12 protein-coding genes are annotated in these 14,684 nt (G+C 38.4%); 8 read left to right on the forward strand and 4 right to left on the reverse strand.

All coding sequences use genetic code 11. The features are described from left to right. Positions 1-18 precede the first annotated feature (18 nt). Genes HMPREF2574_RS00615 through HMPREF2574_RS00625 form a run of 3 tightly spaced genes read right to left on the reverse strand, consistent with a single transcriptional unit; the run spans position 19 to position 1,898 of the window. Entirely contained in the window at positions 19-816 is a 798-nt protein-coding gene (locus HMPREF2574_RS00615) for an ABC transporter (protein ID WP_024052377.1), read from the reverse strand. Between the two features lie 17 nt (positions 817-833). Then, positions 834-1,529: an ABC transporter ATP-binding protein gene (locus HMPREF2574_RS00620; RefSeq protein WP_070811286.1), complete on the reverse strand. Its 696-nt coding sequence runs from the start codon at positions 1,527-1,529 to the stop codon at positions 834-836. A gap of 3 nt (positions 1,530-1,532) precedes the next feature. Further along, positions 1,533-1,898, reverse strand: a complete 366-nt coding sequence (locus HMPREF2574_RS00625; RefSeq protein ID WP_003024106.1) for a GntR family transcriptional regulator — start codon at positions 1,896-1,898, stop codon at positions 1,533-1,535. Positions 1,899-2,053: 155 nt separating this feature from the next. Here HMPREF2574_RS00625 and HMPREF2574_RS00630 point away from each other — a divergent pair, with 155 nt between their 5' ends. The 7 genes from HMPREF2574_RS00630 to HMPREF2574_RS00660 all read left to right on the forward strand — a co-directional run bounded on the left by HMPREF2574_RS00630 (position 2,054) and on the right by HMPREF2574_RS00660 (position 10,787). Continuing rightward, positions 2,054-5,155 (forward strand): DNA polymerase III subunit alpha, encoded by a 3,102-nt coding sequence (locus HMPREF2574_RS00630; RefSeq protein WP_070812045.1) that lies wholly within the window; start codon positions 2,054-2,056, stop codon positions 5,153-5,155. Between the two features lie 82 nt (positions 5,156-5,237). After that, on the forward strand, positions 5,238-6,248 hold the full coding sequence (gene pfkA, locus HMPREF2574_RS00635) for a 6-phosphofructokinase (protein WP_024052380.1): 1,011 nt from the start codon (positions 5,238-5,240) through the stop codon (positions 6,246-6,248). Positions 6,249-6,306: 58 nt separating this feature from the next. Next, positions 6,307-7,809: a pyruvate kinase gene (gene pyk, locus HMPREF2574_RS00640; protein WP_003024114.1), complete on the forward strand. Its 1,503-nt coding sequence runs from the start codon at positions 6,307-6,309 to the stop codon at positions 7,807-7,809. Positions 7,810-7,962: 153 nt separating this feature from the next. Then, the gene (gene lepB / locus HMPREF2574_RS00645; protein WP_070812046.1) at positions 7,963-8,520 is read left to right on the forward strand and encodes a signal peptidase I; all 558 of its coding nucleotides are present in this window, start codon (positions 7,963-7,965) and stop codon (positions 8,518-8,520) included. A gap of 143 nt (positions 8,521-8,663) precedes the next feature. Further along, complete coding sequence (locus HMPREF2574_RS00650) at positions 8,664-9,305, forward strand: amino acid ABC transporter permease (RefSeq protein ID WP_042754066.1); 642 nt, start codon at positions 8,664-8,666, stop codon at positions 9,303-9,305. Between the two features lie 9 nt (positions 9,306-9,314). Continuing rightward, positions 9,315-9,944 carry an amino acid ABC transporter ATP-binding protein gene (locus tag HMPREF2574_RS00655; protein WP_024052383.1) on the forward strand — a complete coding sequence of 210 codons (630 nt, stop codon included), beginning with the start codon at positions 9,315-9,317 and terminating at the stop codon, positions 9,942-9,944. A gap of 9 nt (positions 9,945-9,953) precedes the next feature. After that, positions 9,954-10,787, forward strand: a complete 834-nt coding sequence (locus HMPREF2574_RS00660; RefSeq protein WP_024052384.1) for an amino acid ABC transporter substrate-binding protein — start codon at positions 9,954-9,956, stop codon at positions 10,785-10,787. A 260-nt stretch (positions 10,788-11,047) separates the two neighbouring features. On the opposite strand, the gene HMPREF2574_RS00665 is transcribed toward HMPREF2574_RS00660, so the two are convergent. After that, the gene (locus tag HMPREF2574_RS00665) at positions 11,048-12,247 is read right to left on the reverse strand and encodes a cation diffusion facilitator family transporter (RefSeq protein WP_024052385.1); all 1,200 of its coding nucleotides are present in this window, start codon (positions 12,245-12,247) and stop codon (positions 11,048-11,050) included. A 154-nt stretch (positions 12,248-12,401) separates the two neighbouring features. Here HMPREF2574_RS00665 and pcrA point away from each other — a divergent pair, with 154 nt between their 5' ends. Then, on the forward strand, positions 12,402-14,684 hold the full coding sequence (gene pcrA / locus HMPREF2574_RS00670; protein WP_070812047.1) for a DNA helicase PcrA: 2,283 nt from the start codon (positions 12,402-12,404) through the stop codon (positions 14,682-14,684).

Here is a 14,684-nt window from a genome sequence, read left to right on the forward strand (position 1 = left end):
GCTATCAGCTTGTGTTATCTACTGCAAATTCACTTTATTTTTGAGGATGTAATACGTTCCAGTATAGTAGATAAGCCCCAAAATAAGAGAGGTTATGACTCCGCTCAAACTACCTAAAGAAGTTGAAAGCGATGGGAAAGCTGAAACATATAGATTAGCAGCGATAATCAGAGCAAATTGAATTCCAAAATAAGCTAGAAAGGCTATAGCGGTGCGGTGGTCTTGGAAAAGTTGACCAATAGAGATAGAGAGATAAATCAATAGGATATTTGGAATAAGGGCTACAAGATAGTATCCAAATGATTTCAATAGTTCACTAGCAATTTTCCAAAAGTGATTGCCGAATAATTGTAGAACTGTTCCCATTTCAAATTGTGTATGAGAAGCTACCCCTACGATAAGAACAATGATTCCAAAACTAAGAAACAATGCAAGTGTGCTAAGAATCGTCCATATAACAGCACCGAGTAATTTTGAGAGGATAATTTGATGTTCATTAACTGGTAAAGTGAGCGTTAGATATCCTTCTCTTTCATAAACACTATTTTTAAAGCGACGAATAATCAGAAAGAGTGTTGAAATGGCAAGTGCTACAAGGAGACCTGAGAAAATCAGCATTGTTAAACCGAAGAAAGTACTTGTCATACTCCCTGCTTCATTAGTAGAAGACTGCAAACGGTCGAAAAAGTTCCTTCCATTTGCAAAATGTCTTAGCCAAAGTCCAATACTAATAGATAGAAAGAGTACGATTCCATATAATCCTAAATACCACTTATTTACATTTTTAAATTCATATTTTAATAAATTCCAAAACATAGTCAATCTCCTTTGTTCTAAGACTTAAATTCTTGGCGGAAGAGCTGGTCAATAGATTCACCAGACTCATAGCGAATATCATCTACATTCCCTTGTCGAACAATCTTGCCATTATCAATAAAGATGATTTCATCTAGGATTGGTTCAATATCTGAAATCAAATGTGTTGAAATGAGAACAGAAGCGCTAGGTGAGTAATTGTTGATAATCGTCTTTAGAATGTAGTCCCGCGCTGCTGGGTCAACCCCTCCAATAGGTTCATCCAGAACATACAGTTTGGCTTGGCGGCTCATGACTAAAATCAACTGAACTTTTTCCTTGTTTCCTTTAGACAATTTTTTGAATGTCAAATTTTCGTCAATATGAAGATCTTGCAAGAGTGCCTGTGCACGCTCTATCTCAAAGTCTGCATAGAAAGATTGAAAATACTGCAAAGCATCTTTGACTTTCATATTTTCATTCAGATAGGTCGTATCTGGCAAATAAGATACGATTTTCTTAGTTTCTGACGACGGTTGAAGCCCGTCGATGAGGATTTTTCCGTTATTTGGTTGAAGTAAACCGTTGATTAGTTTTATCATGGTTGTTTTTCCAGAGCCATTTGGACCAAGCAATCCTATAATTTTTCCAGCTTCAATTTCAAAATTGATGTGCTCTAAAGCAGGTGTGCTGCCATATGATTTTGAGACGTTTTCAAATGCAAGTAATACCATTTACTAAACTCCTTTTATATAATCTGCAATGATAGTTGGTAATTCTTCTTTGTGATAACCGAAGCGAGTCATATTTTCTACAAATTTTCTTACTTCCTCCTCAGAAAGTTTTTGTCTTGCTTGTAAAATCAAGTCGCGGTTATCTGTGACGAAACGTCCTGATGTTCGTTGAGAATAGACAAACCCTTCCTTTTCCAAGTCAGATAAAGCACGCTGGATTGTATTTGGATTGACCCCCGCTTCAGCAGCCAATTCTCTAACAGCAGGTAGCTTTTCGCCAGCATGCAGTTGATTGGAGATGATTTGTAGTTTTATCCTGTCCATGATTTGTAAATAAATGGGAAGATTATTATCAAAAGTCCAACTCATAATTTCTCCTTCCTTCTGTGTCTTTGTACCAATTAAATAATACAATATTTTTTAAAAAAAAGCAAGCCTTTAGAAAAAACTTCTATTATTTTTTCTTTAGCAAGCAAGCCATAAATTTAGTATAATAGAAAAAAGAAGGATCAAAGGAGGATGCCGTGGTTGCTCAATTAGATACCAAAACTGTTTATACATTTATGGATAGTTTGATTTCTATAAAAAAATATGTAGAAACAGCTAAAAATTTAGGCTATCAAACTCTAGGGATAATGGATATTGATAATCTCTATGGGGCTTATCATTTCATGGAAACGGCGACCGAGCAAGGAATTCAGCCGCTTTTAGGCGTAGAAATGACCTTGGATTATGTTGGACTTCCTCTTAATCTTCGCTTTCTAGCTCTTGACAGTCAAGGTTATCGCAATTTAATGAAACTTTCTACTTTAAAGATGATAGGAAAAAGCAAGTGGGAAGAATTTCAGCACTTATTGGAAGGGATAGCGATTATTGTGCCTGTGTTTGAGGACATTGAAGCCTTAGACTTGGGACGAGAGTTTTATATTGGCGTATTTCCTGACACTCCTAAGAAGGCATTTTCTCATGCAACCTTACCTTTGCAGACAGTTCGCTATTTTGATACAGGCGATTTAGAAACCTTGCAAATGCTATGTGCCATTCGTGAAAATAGTAGCTTGCGGGAAGTTGGAAATTTGCCAAATCACGAGTATCTCTTATCACCTGAGCAATTCACACAATCCTTTCAAGAAAATTATCCAGAAAGTCTGGATAATTTAAAGCGGCTAGTTGCAGGCATTCATTACGAAATCAATACAGAGTTGAAATTACCACGTTTTAATCCAGAACGGCCAGCAGCAGAAGAATTACAAGAACGAGCAGAAGCAGGGCTAGAGAAAAAAAGGCTAAATAGTCTGGTTTATAAAGAGCGATTGCAGCAAGAGCTGTCTGTCATCCACCAAATGGGTTTTGACGACTACTTTTTGATTGTCTGGGATTTATTGCGTTTTGGTCGTAGTCAGGGCTATTATATGGGTATGGGGCGTGGATCTGCAGTTGGAAGTCTGGTTGCCTATGCGCTAGAGATTACAGGGATTGATCCTGTCGAAAAGAACCTCCTTTTTGAGCGCTTTTTAAATCTGGAACGTTATACTATGCCTGATATTGATACTGATATTCCCGATGTCTATCGCCCGGAATTTATCCGCTATGTCCGCGATCGTTACGGGACGATGCATACAGCGCAAATCGTGACCTATTCTACTTTTGGTGCTAAGCAAGCAATTCGTGACGTTTTTAAACGCTACGGGGTGCCAGAATATGAATTGACCAACATTACTCGTAAAATCAGTTTTCGTGACACATTGACTTCAGCTTATGAAAAAAATATGTCTTTTCGTCAGATTATTAACAGTAAGCTGGAATATCAAAAAGCTTTTGAAATTGCGAAAAAAATTGAAGGGAACCCTCGTCAAACCTCTATCCATGCAGCGGGTGTGGTGATGAGTGACAATGATTTGACAGATCACATTCCACTTAAATACGGGGAAGATATGTATATCACGCAATACGATGCACATGGTGTTGAGAGTAACGGTCTGCTCAAGATGGATTTCCTTGGCTTGCGCAATCTGACTTTTGTTCAACGAATGAAAGAAGCAGCTTTGGAGAAATACGGTGTCGCTATTGACATTGCAAAGATTAACTTAGAAGATGCAGCAACCTTGCAGCTTTTCGCTGCTGGCAGAACCAAAGGGATTTTTCAATTTGAGCAAGCAGGTGCCATTAACCTTTTGAAACGGGTGCAGCCAGCTCAATTTGAAGAAGTGGTTGCAACAACTTCACTCAATCGTCCAGGAGCTAGTGACTATATAGATAATTTTGTCAGAAGAAAGCATGGACAAGAAAAGGTGGAAATGCTGGATCCAAGTTTGGAAGACATCTTGGCGCCAACTTACGGTATTATGCTTTACCAAGAGCAAGTAATGCAAGTGGCGCAGCGGTTTGGAGGATTTTCACTCGGAAAAGCTGACATTCTACGTCGTGCCATGGGTAAGAAAAATGTTGCCGAAATGCACAAAATGGAAGCAGAGTTTGTCACAGGAGCTTTCGAACTTGGGCATTCTGAAACTAAAGCAAAAGAAGTATTTGCAGTTATGGAAAAGTTTGCAGGTTATGGCTTCAACCGCAGCCACGCCTATGCCTATTCTGCACTTGCTTTTCAGTTGGCTTATTTCAAGGTGCATTATCCTGATATTTTCTTTGATATTATGCTGAATTATTCAAGCAGTGATTACATCACAGATGCGCTAGAATTCGACTTCCAAGTTGCTTCTTTAAATATCAATAACATTCCTTATAGAGATAAGTTTCAAGATAAGCAGATTTATTTAGGACTGAAAAATATCAAAGGTTTGCCACGAGATTTTGCTTATTGGATTATTGAAAACCGCCCATTTACAAATGTGGAAGATTTTATTATGAAGTTGCCAACGCAATATCATAAGATTCAGTTGATAACCCCTTTGGTACAAGTCGGTTTGTTTGATGTATTTGAAAAGAATCGCCAAAAAATTCTACAAAATCTTCCGAACTTATTTGTCTTTGCGGATGAGCTGGGCAGTCTTTTTGCAGATACAAATTACAGCTGGACAGAAGCAGAGGATTATACAGAAGCAGAGAAATTCGAGTCAGAAAAAGAAATCATCGGTGTCGGTTTGAGCGAGCATCCTTTGGTAAAGCTTGCAAAAACTGCTACTCAATCCTTTACCCCTATTCAAGAGCTAGTTGAAAACAATCATGCAACGATTTTAGGAGAGATTTTGTCCATTCGTGTCATCCGTACCAAAACGGGGGAAAATATGGCCTTCTTGCAAGTAAGTGATGCTAAAAGAAAAATGGAAGTGACAGTGTTTCCAGATACCTTTAAACAGTTCGGCAATGGTTTGCATGAAAAAGGTTTCTATTATCTGACTGGTCGGATTCAGAAACGAGAGAATCGTTTGCAGATGATTTTAAATCATTTGCAGGAAGCTATCACCGAACGTTTTTGGATACAAGTAGAAGATCATGAAAGTGATGCAGAAATATCCGCTATTTTACGGCAATTTCGAGGAGATATTCCAGTCGTTATCCGTTATGAAAATGAAAGAAAGACAGTAGCAATTCCTCAATATCGTGTTCAAAAATCAGATAAATTACAAGAAGAATTGAAAAAAATAACCATGAAAACGATTTATCAATAAAAAATTAGGAAAAAAGAAGAATTTTGATTTTGATTGTGGTATAATCAAGGGTGAATGTAAAAAGAAAAAGGAGCACAAATGAATGAAACGTATTGCTGTTTTAACTAGTGGTGGAGACGCCCCTGGTATGAATGCTGCTATCCGTGCAGTTGTTCGTAAAGCAATTTCAGAAGGAATGGAAGTTTACGGTATCTATGACGGTTATGCCGGCATGGTTGCTGGTGAAATTTATCCGCTTGATGCCGCATCAGTTGGAGATATTATTTCACGTGGTGGTACTTTCCTTCACTCAGCTCGTTATCCAGAATTTGCCCAATTAGAAGGACAATTAAAAGGAATTGAGCAACTTAAAAAACATGGCATCGAAGGAGTCGTAGTTATCGGTGGTGACGGTTCTTACCATGGTGCTATGCGTTTGACAGAACATGGTTTCCCAGCTGTTGGACTTCCTGGTACGATTGACAATGATATTGTTGGCACAGACTTCACGATTGGCTTTGATACGGCTGTAACAACTGCAATGAACGCCATTGATAAGATTCGTGACACATCATCTAGTCACCGTCGTACTTTTGTTGTTGAAGTCATGGGACGCAATGCTGGAGACATCGCTCTCTGGGCTGGTATTGCTACAGGAGCCGATGAAATCATCGTTCCCGAAGAAGACTTTAAGATTGAGGATATCGTCGCTAGCATTAAACGTGGCTATGAAGAAGGTAAGAAGCATAACATTATCGTTCTTGCAGAAGGTGTCATGTCAGCGAATGAGTTTGGCAAGAAATTGAAAGAAGCTGGTGATTTGAGTGACCTTCGTGTGACCGAACTTGGACATATCCAACGTGGTGGCTCACCAACTGCTCGTGACCGTGTTCTTGCTTCTCGTATGGGGGCGCATGCTGTTAGCCTTCTTAAAAAAGGTATTGGTGGTGTTGCAGTTGGTATTCGCAACGAACAAATGGTTGAAAATCCAATCCTCGGTACAGCAGAAGAAGGTGCTTTGTTTAGTTTAACAGAAGACGGTAAGATTATTGTTAATAATCCACATAAAGCTGACCTTGATCTCGCTAAATTAAACCGTAGCATTTCAATGTAATTTTAATTTGTTATCCTGGTCATAAAGACCATTAAATAAAAAGGAGTTTTCATATATCATGAATAAACGTGTAAAAATCGTTGCAACTTTAGGCCCTGCGGTAGAAATCCGTGGTGGTAAAAGATTCGGTGAAGACGGATATTGGGGCGAAAAGCTTGACGTTGAAGCATCAGCGCAAAATATCGCTAAATTGATCGAAGCTGGAGCTAACACTTTCCGTTTCAACTTCTCACATGGTGACCACGCAGAGCAAGGTGACCGTATGGCTACTGTTCATCGTGCTGAAGAAATTGCTGGTCAAAAAGTTGGTTACCTTCTTGACACTAAAGGTCCTGAAATCCGTACAGAATTATTTGAAGGCGATGCTAAAGAATATTCTTACAAAACAGGTGAAAAAATCCGTGTTGCAACTAAACAAGGTATCAAATCAACTCGTGAAGTTATCGCATTGAATGTTGCTGGTGCACTTGATATCTATGACGATGTTGAAGTTGGAAAACAAGTTCTTGTTGATGACGGTAAACTTGGTCTTCGCGTTATTGCAAAAGATCCTGCTACACGTGAATTTGAAGTAGAAGTTGAAAACGACGGTATTATCGCTAAACAAAAAGGTGTTAATATTCCAAATACAAAAATTCCTTTCCCAGCGCTTGCTGAACGCGACAATGATGATATTCGTTTCGGTTTGGAACAAGGAATCAACTTTATCGCTATTTCATTCGTACGTACTGCAAAAGATGTTAATGAAGTTCGTGCAATCTGTGAAGAAACTGGTAATGGACATGTGAAATTGTTCGCTAAAATCGAAAACCAACAAGGTATCGAAAACTTGGATGAAATCCTTGAAGTAGCGGACGGTATCATGATTGCTCGTGGTGACATGGGTATCGAAGTACCATTTGAAATGGTTCCAGTTTACCAAAAAATGATTATCACAAAAGTCAATGCTGCAGGTAAAATTGCGATTACAGCAACAAACATGCTTGAAACAATGACTGAAAAACCACGTGCGACTCGTTCAGAAGTATCAGACGTATTTAACGCTGTTATTGACGGAACAGATGCAACAATGCTTTCAGGCGAATCTGCAAATGGTAAATACCCACTTGAATCTGTAACAACAATGGCTACAATTGATAAAAACGCTCAAACTCTATTGAATGAGTATGGACGCTTGTCATCAGTTGATTACGCACGTAGTTCTAAAACAGAAGTTGTGGCATCAGCTGTTAAAGATGCTACAAACTCAATGGACATCAAATTGGTCGTAACAATGACTGAATCAGGAAATACAGCTCGTTTGATTTCTAAATATCGTCCAGATGCTGACATCTTGGCAATTACATTTGATGAATTGACACAACGTTCATTGATGTTGAACTGGGGTGTTATTCCAGTAGTAACTGAAAAACCTGCATCTACTGATGATATGTTTGAAGTTGCTGAAAAAGTTGCTCTTGAAAGTGGTCTTGTGGAATCTGGCGACAATATTGTGATTGTAGCTGGTGTTCCGGTCGGAACTGGTGGAACAAACACAATGCGTATCCGTACAGTCCGTTAATCTATTTCATTCAGAAAACTAGCCTATCAATCCAATGATTATCTGATTGATAGGCTTTTTAGTTGTAAATGGAGGCAGAGATAAGAGTTGACTTTCCTACCTTTGTTTATTTTCTGAAAACATGATATAATGAGTAGAAGAAGAGGAGAGACTATGGTTAAAAGAGATTTAATTAGGAATGTTATTTTTTTATCTATTGTTGTGATAATCATTGCTTATTTGCGAATTTTTATTTTTACACCATACAGGATTACTGCAAAAGATGCGAATCATTTTTTGCAAGATAAAGATGTTGTTATTGCCAATAAAAATGAAGCAATCAAAAGAGATGATTTTGTCTTGTACGAGGTGAAGGGAAAAGAGTATGTCGGACGTGTCATTGGTCTAGGAAATGACTCCGTTGTTTATATGGATGATGTTCTTTACTTAAATAATAAAATCAAGTCAGAAGATTATTTAACGAAGGCTAAGGAAGGGTACTTAGCAAAAGCTACTAGTACGGGTTATTTTACTCATGATTTCACCATTCAGACATTAACTAAATCGAATGCAAATAAAATTCCAGCGCAGTCATATCTGATTCTGAATGATAATCGGCAAGATATGGAAGATAGTCGGATGTTTGGCTTGATTACAGAGAAACAAATTAAAGGAGTTATCTCATTTAGAGTACTCCCGCTTAATCAATTGGGATTTATTAAAACAAAGTAGTTCAACTATTTTGTTTTTTTTATTCTTTGGAAAATGAAGTTTTTGCGATATTTAGTAAAAATTCATGAATATATTTTCAAAAAGATGTTGAATATATAAAAATTTTTGATATAATGATAAATATTTATTTAGGAGGTGTACGCATGAACTATATTTTTGAAGTTTTGCCAAGCTTATTGAATGGCGCATTGGTGACTTTACAAGTATTTGTTTTAGTCTTAGTTTTATCCATACCACTTGGAATTGTGATTTCCTTTTTAATGCAAATTCACTTTAAGCTGCTTCATTGGCTTATAAATATTTATATTTGGATTATGCGCGGTACACCTCTTTTGTTACAACTAATTTTTATTTATTATGTTTTGCCAAACATTGGTGTGCGTTTGGATCGGCTTCCAGCAGCTATCATAGCATTCACGCTAAATTATGCTGCTTATTTCGCCGAAATTTTCCGTGGTGGGATTTTATCTATTCCAGCAGGACAATATGAGGCGGCTAAGGTTTTGAAGTTTACACCATTTCAAACGATACGGTTTATTATTTTACCGCAAGTTGTCAAAGTGGTGCTTCCGAGTGTCTTTAATGAAGTGATGACGTTGGTAAAAGACACGTCTCTTGTTTATGCGCTTGGTGTTTCCGACTTAATCTTGGCTAGTCGGACTGCAGCCAATCGTGATGCGAGTTTAGCACCGATGTTTATAGCGGGGGCTATTTACCTTATCTTGATTGGTCTTGTGACGATTATATCGAAGCAAGTTGAAAAGAGATATAGTTACTATAAGTAGGAGGCGCTTATGTTAGAATTGAAGAATATTAGCAAACGGTTTGGCGAAAAGCAAATTATTTCCGACTTGAATTTAAAAGTGCCAGAAAAGCAAATTCTTGCCATTGTAGGACCGTCTGGCGGCGGGAAAACGACATTATTGCGGATGTTAGCTGGCTTGGAAACAATTGATTCGGGTGACATTATTTACAATGGCGAAGAGCTTCCCTTGGATGAACTTGAAAAACGTAATTTATTGGGATTTGTGTTTCAAGATTTTCAGCTATTTCCACATTTAACGGTTCTTGAGAATTTAACTTTATCACCCATTAAAACAAAAAATTTTACAAAAGAGGATGCAGAAAAGAAAGCAATTAGCTTATTGACCCGATTGGGGTTAGCAGAACATGTAAATGCTTATCCTTATTCTTTATCAGGTGGTCAAAAACAGCGTGTAGCATTAGCTCGTGCGATGATGATTGACCCAGAAATTATCGGTTATGATGAGCCAACTTCCGCATTGGATCCAGAATTGCGTCTTGAAGTTGAAAAGTTGATTCTTCAGAATCGTGAGCTAGGAATGACGCAAATTGTAGTGACCCATGATTTGCAGTTTGCGGAAAATATCGCAGATACGATTCTTAAAGTTCAGCTTAAATAGGAGGAGAATATGAAGATAAAACGTTACGTCCTTGCGATCTGTAGTTTGATTTCTTTTTTGCTCCTTACAGCTTGTAGTAATGTTAGCAACCCTAAAGTAGATAATTGGTCAAAATACCAACAAAAAAAGAGCATTACTATTGGTTTTGACAATACATTTGTTCCTATGGGATTTGAACAAAAAAATGGTCAATATGTTGGTTTTGATATTAATTTGGCAAATGCTGTATTTAAAGAATATGGGGTAAAAGTGAATTGGCAGCCGATTGATTGGGATATGAAAGAAACAGAGCTCACAAATGGAACGATTGACCTCATCTGGAACGGTTATTCTGCAACCGATGAGCGGTGGAAGAAAGTACAGTTCACCATTCCTTATATGAAAAATGAACAAGTACTGGTTACTAAAAAATCGTCGAACATTGCAAAAACAGCTGACATGAAGGATAAAATTCTTGGTGCTCAGACGGGTTCTTCGGGTTACGATGAGTTTGAAGCTCATCCAGAGCTTTTGAAGAATCTAGTTAAAAATCACAAAGCTGCTCAATATCAAAGTTTTACAGAGGCGTTGATTGATTTGCAAAATAGTCGGATTGATGGGTTGTTGATTGACCGAGTTTATGCTAATTATTATTTAAAAGAAGAAGGAATTTTGCAGGATTATTATGTTTTCCCAGCTGGATTTGATAGCGAATCCTTTGCAGTAGGTGCTAGAAAAACGGATAAGCAGCTCGTTGAAAACATAAATCAAGCATTTAAAAAATTATATCAAACAGGTCAATTTCAAAAAATAGCAGATAAGTGGTTTGGTGAGGATATTGCGGCAGATGAAGTCAAACAATGAGAGAACATCTGATTGTTGCACCAATCACCCACAGAAGAAGTAAAGACAAAACCCAAAGTTTTTGCTAGGAGTATCATCTTAGTGAGGGCTTGGGGTTTGATGATTTATTGATTTTGAGAAACGAGGGACAAATTAGTTTGTTTTACTGATAAATTCTCCAAAAATATAGGCTGAGAATATTTTTATCTCAGCCTTGTTTTTTATAGCAAAACTCCTTATTAGCCTTGTGGGAGCGAGATAAGAAAGTCGATTCTATGGAATTACGACTTTCTTATCTCGTTTTTTCGTGTTTCTTGGTGGAAAATATTTTGCCACGTTTCGTGACGACGCCAAAGGCTGGTATGAATAATCCCGTCTTCTTCGTAACAAATTAATTTGGTTTTTTGGCTGATAGAAGTTAATTGAAAATTTTTGATAGGAGATTGTTTTCCTTTTTCGATTTGAAATTCCTCTTTGTTCATTTGGCAGCCCTCCTGAGAAATGTAAACAAATTCAGGTGCTAGTAAATCCTCTAATTGGCTTCCCTGCTCAACCAATTGCTCTCTCATAAAGAGCTTTCGATAAACATTGTCCAATATTTCATCTTCGGGGATAGGAGCAGGCTCAATGTGGATGTCAATATCAAAGACACCAAAGCGCTCTTTGAGCATATTTTCAACCTGATCGGCAATTTCGTGGCTTTCATAGACAGACAAGTCGGGATTCATTTCTAAAATGAGGTCAAGATAGATGTTGCTACCGTAAGTCCGCCCTCTTTGAGATTTAACACGGGAAATTTTAGGAATTTCTAAAATGGCTTCTTTGTATTCTTTTAAAAGATTTTCATCAAAACCGTCTGATAAACTAAAAGAAGATTCCATGAAAATTTCGTAAGCCGTTTTAAGGATGAAAAAGGTAATAATGATAGCAACCAGTTTATCTACAATCGGGAAATTGAAGGCGCTTGCGATGATTGCAATGGTTGTACCAAGCGAAGTGATAGCGTCAGATAAATTGTCTTTGGCAGCAGCGTCGAGTGCTTTAGACTGCGCTTTTTTTGCTAAGGCTTTATTGTAAAAATACACTCCTGCCATGACCAAGGCGGAAATAATCCCGATGATGGCTCCTAAGGGATCGATGGTCGTTTCTTGATTAGAGATGATTTTTTGAACGGTGTCAATTAAAACATCAAATCCGACAAAAAACATGATAAGAGAAGTGATAAGGCTAGCTAAGTCCTCGATTTTCCAGTGACCAAATTTGTGATCCGTGTCAGCCGGTTTGCGTGCCATGCGAAGTCCAATCAAGACGGCAATATTAGCCACAATATCTGAAACATTGTTAAAACCGTCGGCTGTCAAACTAGAGGACTGTAAGACAGAACCGGCAATGATTTTAGCAATGGATAAAACGATATAGGCTAGAATGGCTAAAATAGCACCACGCTCTGCGAGTTTAAGATTCTTTGCTGGATTATTCATGCATTTTCCTTTCAGAATGTTTATTATAACGCTTTTTAAGTGATTTTTCAAACTTTTATATAGTAAGAAAATAAAACAAAGATTTTCTTTTCTAGTTTAGCTTATGAGTGATTTTTGTTATAATAGAGTCACTGACTTTGAAAGAGGAAAAAAGATGAATCCTTTATTAACTAGTATGAATGATCGTCAGGCGGAGGCGGTTCAAACAACGGAAGGACCTTTGCTGATTATGGCAGGAGCTGGGTCTGGGAAAACCCGTGTTTTAACTCACCGTATTGCTTATTTGATTGATGAAAAGTTAGTCAATCCTTGGAATATCTTGGCGATTACTTTTACCAATAAAGCAGCTCGTGAGATGAAGGAGCGTGCTTACACTCTCAATCCAGCAACAGAAGATTGCTTGATTGCGACTTTTCACTCGATGTGCGTGCGGATTTTGCGTAGGGAAGCTGACCATATCGGCTATAACCGAAATTTTACGATTATCGATCCTAGTGAGCAACGGACTCTGATGAAACGAATTCTTAAAACGCTCAATTTAGATCCTAAAAAGTGGAATGAACGAGCTATTTTAGGCACGATTTCCAATGCGAAAAATGATTTGATTGATGAAGCGGCCTATGTAGCTTTAGCAGGAGATATGTACACAGAGATTGTGGCGAAGTGCTATGAGATGTACCAAAAAGAACTCCGTCAGTCAGAAGCGATGGATTTTGATGACTTAATCATGCTGACCTTGCGCCTTTTTGATAAAAATCCAGATGTGTTGACTTATTACCAGCAGCGCTATCAATACATCCATGTGGACGAGTATCAAGATACGAACCACGCTCAGTACCAACTGGTTAAACTGTTGGCTTCACGCTTTAAAAATATTTGTGTGGTAGGAGATGCCGACCAGTCTATTTATGGCTGGCGAGGTGCTGATATGCAGAATATCTTGGACTTTGAAAAGGATTATCCTGAAGCTAAAGTTGTTCTTTTGGAAGAAAATTATCGCTCAACCAAGACCATTCTGCAAGCTGCTAATGATGTGATCAAAAATAACCGCAACCGTCGACCAAAGAATCTTTGGACACAAAATGCTGATGGTGAGGATATTGTCTACTATCGGGCTAATGATGAGCAAGACGAAGCTCTCTTTGTAGCTAAAACCATTGATGAGCTATCTAGCACATCTGACTATGTCTATCGGGATTTTGCTGTTCTTTACCGAACCAACGCCCAATCTCGGAATATTGAGGAAGCTCTCCTTAAAGCTAATATTCCTTACACTATGGTGGGGGGGACTAAGTTTTATAGCCGTAAGGAAATTCGGGATGTCATCAGCTATCTCAATCTTATTGCTAACACTAGCGACAACATTAGTTTTGAGCGCGTGGTCAATGAGCCTAAGCGGGGAGTCGGACCGGGTACAGTGGAGAAAATTCGTAATTTTGCAGCTGGTCAAGAGATGTCTCTTTTGGATGCTTCTTCGCAGATTATGCTCTCACCTGTTAAGGGGAAAGCTGCTCAGGCTGTTTTTGACTTTGCCAATCTCATTTTGAATCTGCGCGAGCAATTGGACGAATTGACCGTGACAGAATTGGTAGAGCTGGTGCTTGAAAGGACTGGTTACACCGAGCAATTAGTAGCTCAAGCTACACTGGAAAGTCAGGCTCGGATTGAAAATATCGAAGAATTTCTTTCTGTTACTAAGAATTTTGACGAAGATTCAGAAAATGATACTGAAGAGACTGGTTTAGACAGACTTAGCCGTTTTCTCAATGATTTGGCTTTGATTGCAGATACAGATGATGGTGATCAGGAAAGCTCGGAAGTGACACTTATGACGCTACATGCTGCCAAGGGATTAGAGTTTCCAGTGGTTTTCATCATTGGTATGGAAGAGAATGTCTTTCCACTTAGTCGTGCGGCTGAAGATGAAGACGAGCTAGAGGAAGAGCGCCGATTAGCCTATGTTGGAATTACTCGTGCTGAAAAAGTCTTGTTCCTAACCAATGCAAACTCGCGCCTGCTATACGGAAAAACCAATTACAATCGTCCAACTCGTTTTCTCAATGAAATTAGCTCAAGCTTGCTAGATTATCAAGGCTTGGCTCGACCTGCTAATACATCCTTTAAAGCTTCCTATGTGAATGGTAAAACTGTTCAGTTTGGTCAAGGAATGAGTCTCGCTCAAGCATTGCAGGAACGCAAGCGGCAAGCTGCACCGAGCAGCATTTCCTCAAGCCAGTTGCCATTTGGTAAGAATGTAGCTGCTAATCAGCCGACTATTGATTGGGCTATCGGTGATATTGCTCACCATAAAAAATGGGGAGACGGAACGGTATTGGAAGTGTCAGGCAGCGATAGTAGCCAAGAATTGAAAATCAATTTCCCAGAGGTTGGATTAAAGAAACTGTTGGCAAGTGTTGCACCAATTGAGAAAAAGTGA

Origin of the sequence: Streptococcus sp. HMSC034E12 (assembly GCF_001835915.1) — a bacterium.
Taxonomy (GTDB): Bacteria; Bacillota; Bacilli; order Lactobacillales; family Streptococcaceae; genus Streptococcus; species Streptococcus vaginalis.

Coding starts and splice junctions, on each gene's coding strand:
- HMPREF2574_RS00615 (WP_024052377.1), bottom strand. CDS start 816: ATGTTTTGGAATTTATTAAAATATGAATTTAAAAATGTAAATAAGTGG.
- HMPREF2574_RS00620 (WP_070811286.1), bottom strand. CDS start 1,529: ATGGTATTACTTGCATTTGAAAACGTCTCAAAATCATATGGCAGCACA.
- HMPREF2574_RS00625 (WP_003024106.1), bottom strand. CDS start 1,898: ATGAGTTGGACTTTTGATAATAATCTTCCCATTTATTTACAAATCATG.
- pfkA (WP_024052380.1), top strand. CDS start 5,238: ATGAAACGTATTGCTGTTTTAACTAGTGGTGGAGACGCCCCTGGTATG.
- pyk (WP_003024114.1), top strand. CDS start 6,307: ATGAATAAACGTGTAAAAATCGTTGCAACTTTAGGCCCTGCGGTAGAA.
- lepB (WP_070812046.1), top strand. CDS start 7,963: ATGGTTAAAAGAGATTTAATTAGGAATGTTATTTTTTTATCTATTGTT.
- HMPREF2574_RS00650 (WP_042754066.1), top strand. CDS start 8,664: ATGAACTATATTTTTGAAGTTTTGCCAAGCTTATTGAATGGCGCATTG.
- HMPREF2574_RS00655 (WP_024052383.1), top strand. CDS start 9,315: ATGTTAGAATTGAAGAATATTAGCAAACGGTTTGGCGAAAAGCAAATT.
- HMPREF2574_RS00660 (WP_024052384.1), top strand. CDS start 9,954: ATGAAGATAAAACGTTACGTCCTTGCGATCTGTAGTTTGATTTCTTTT.
- HMPREF2574_RS00665 (WP_024052385.1), bottom strand. CDS start 12,247: ATGAATAATCCAGCAAAGAATCTTAAACTCGCAGAGCGTGGTGCTATT.
- pcrA (WP_070812047.1), top strand. CDS start 12,402: ATGAATCCTTTATTAACTAGTATGAATGATCGTCAGGCGGAGGCGGTT.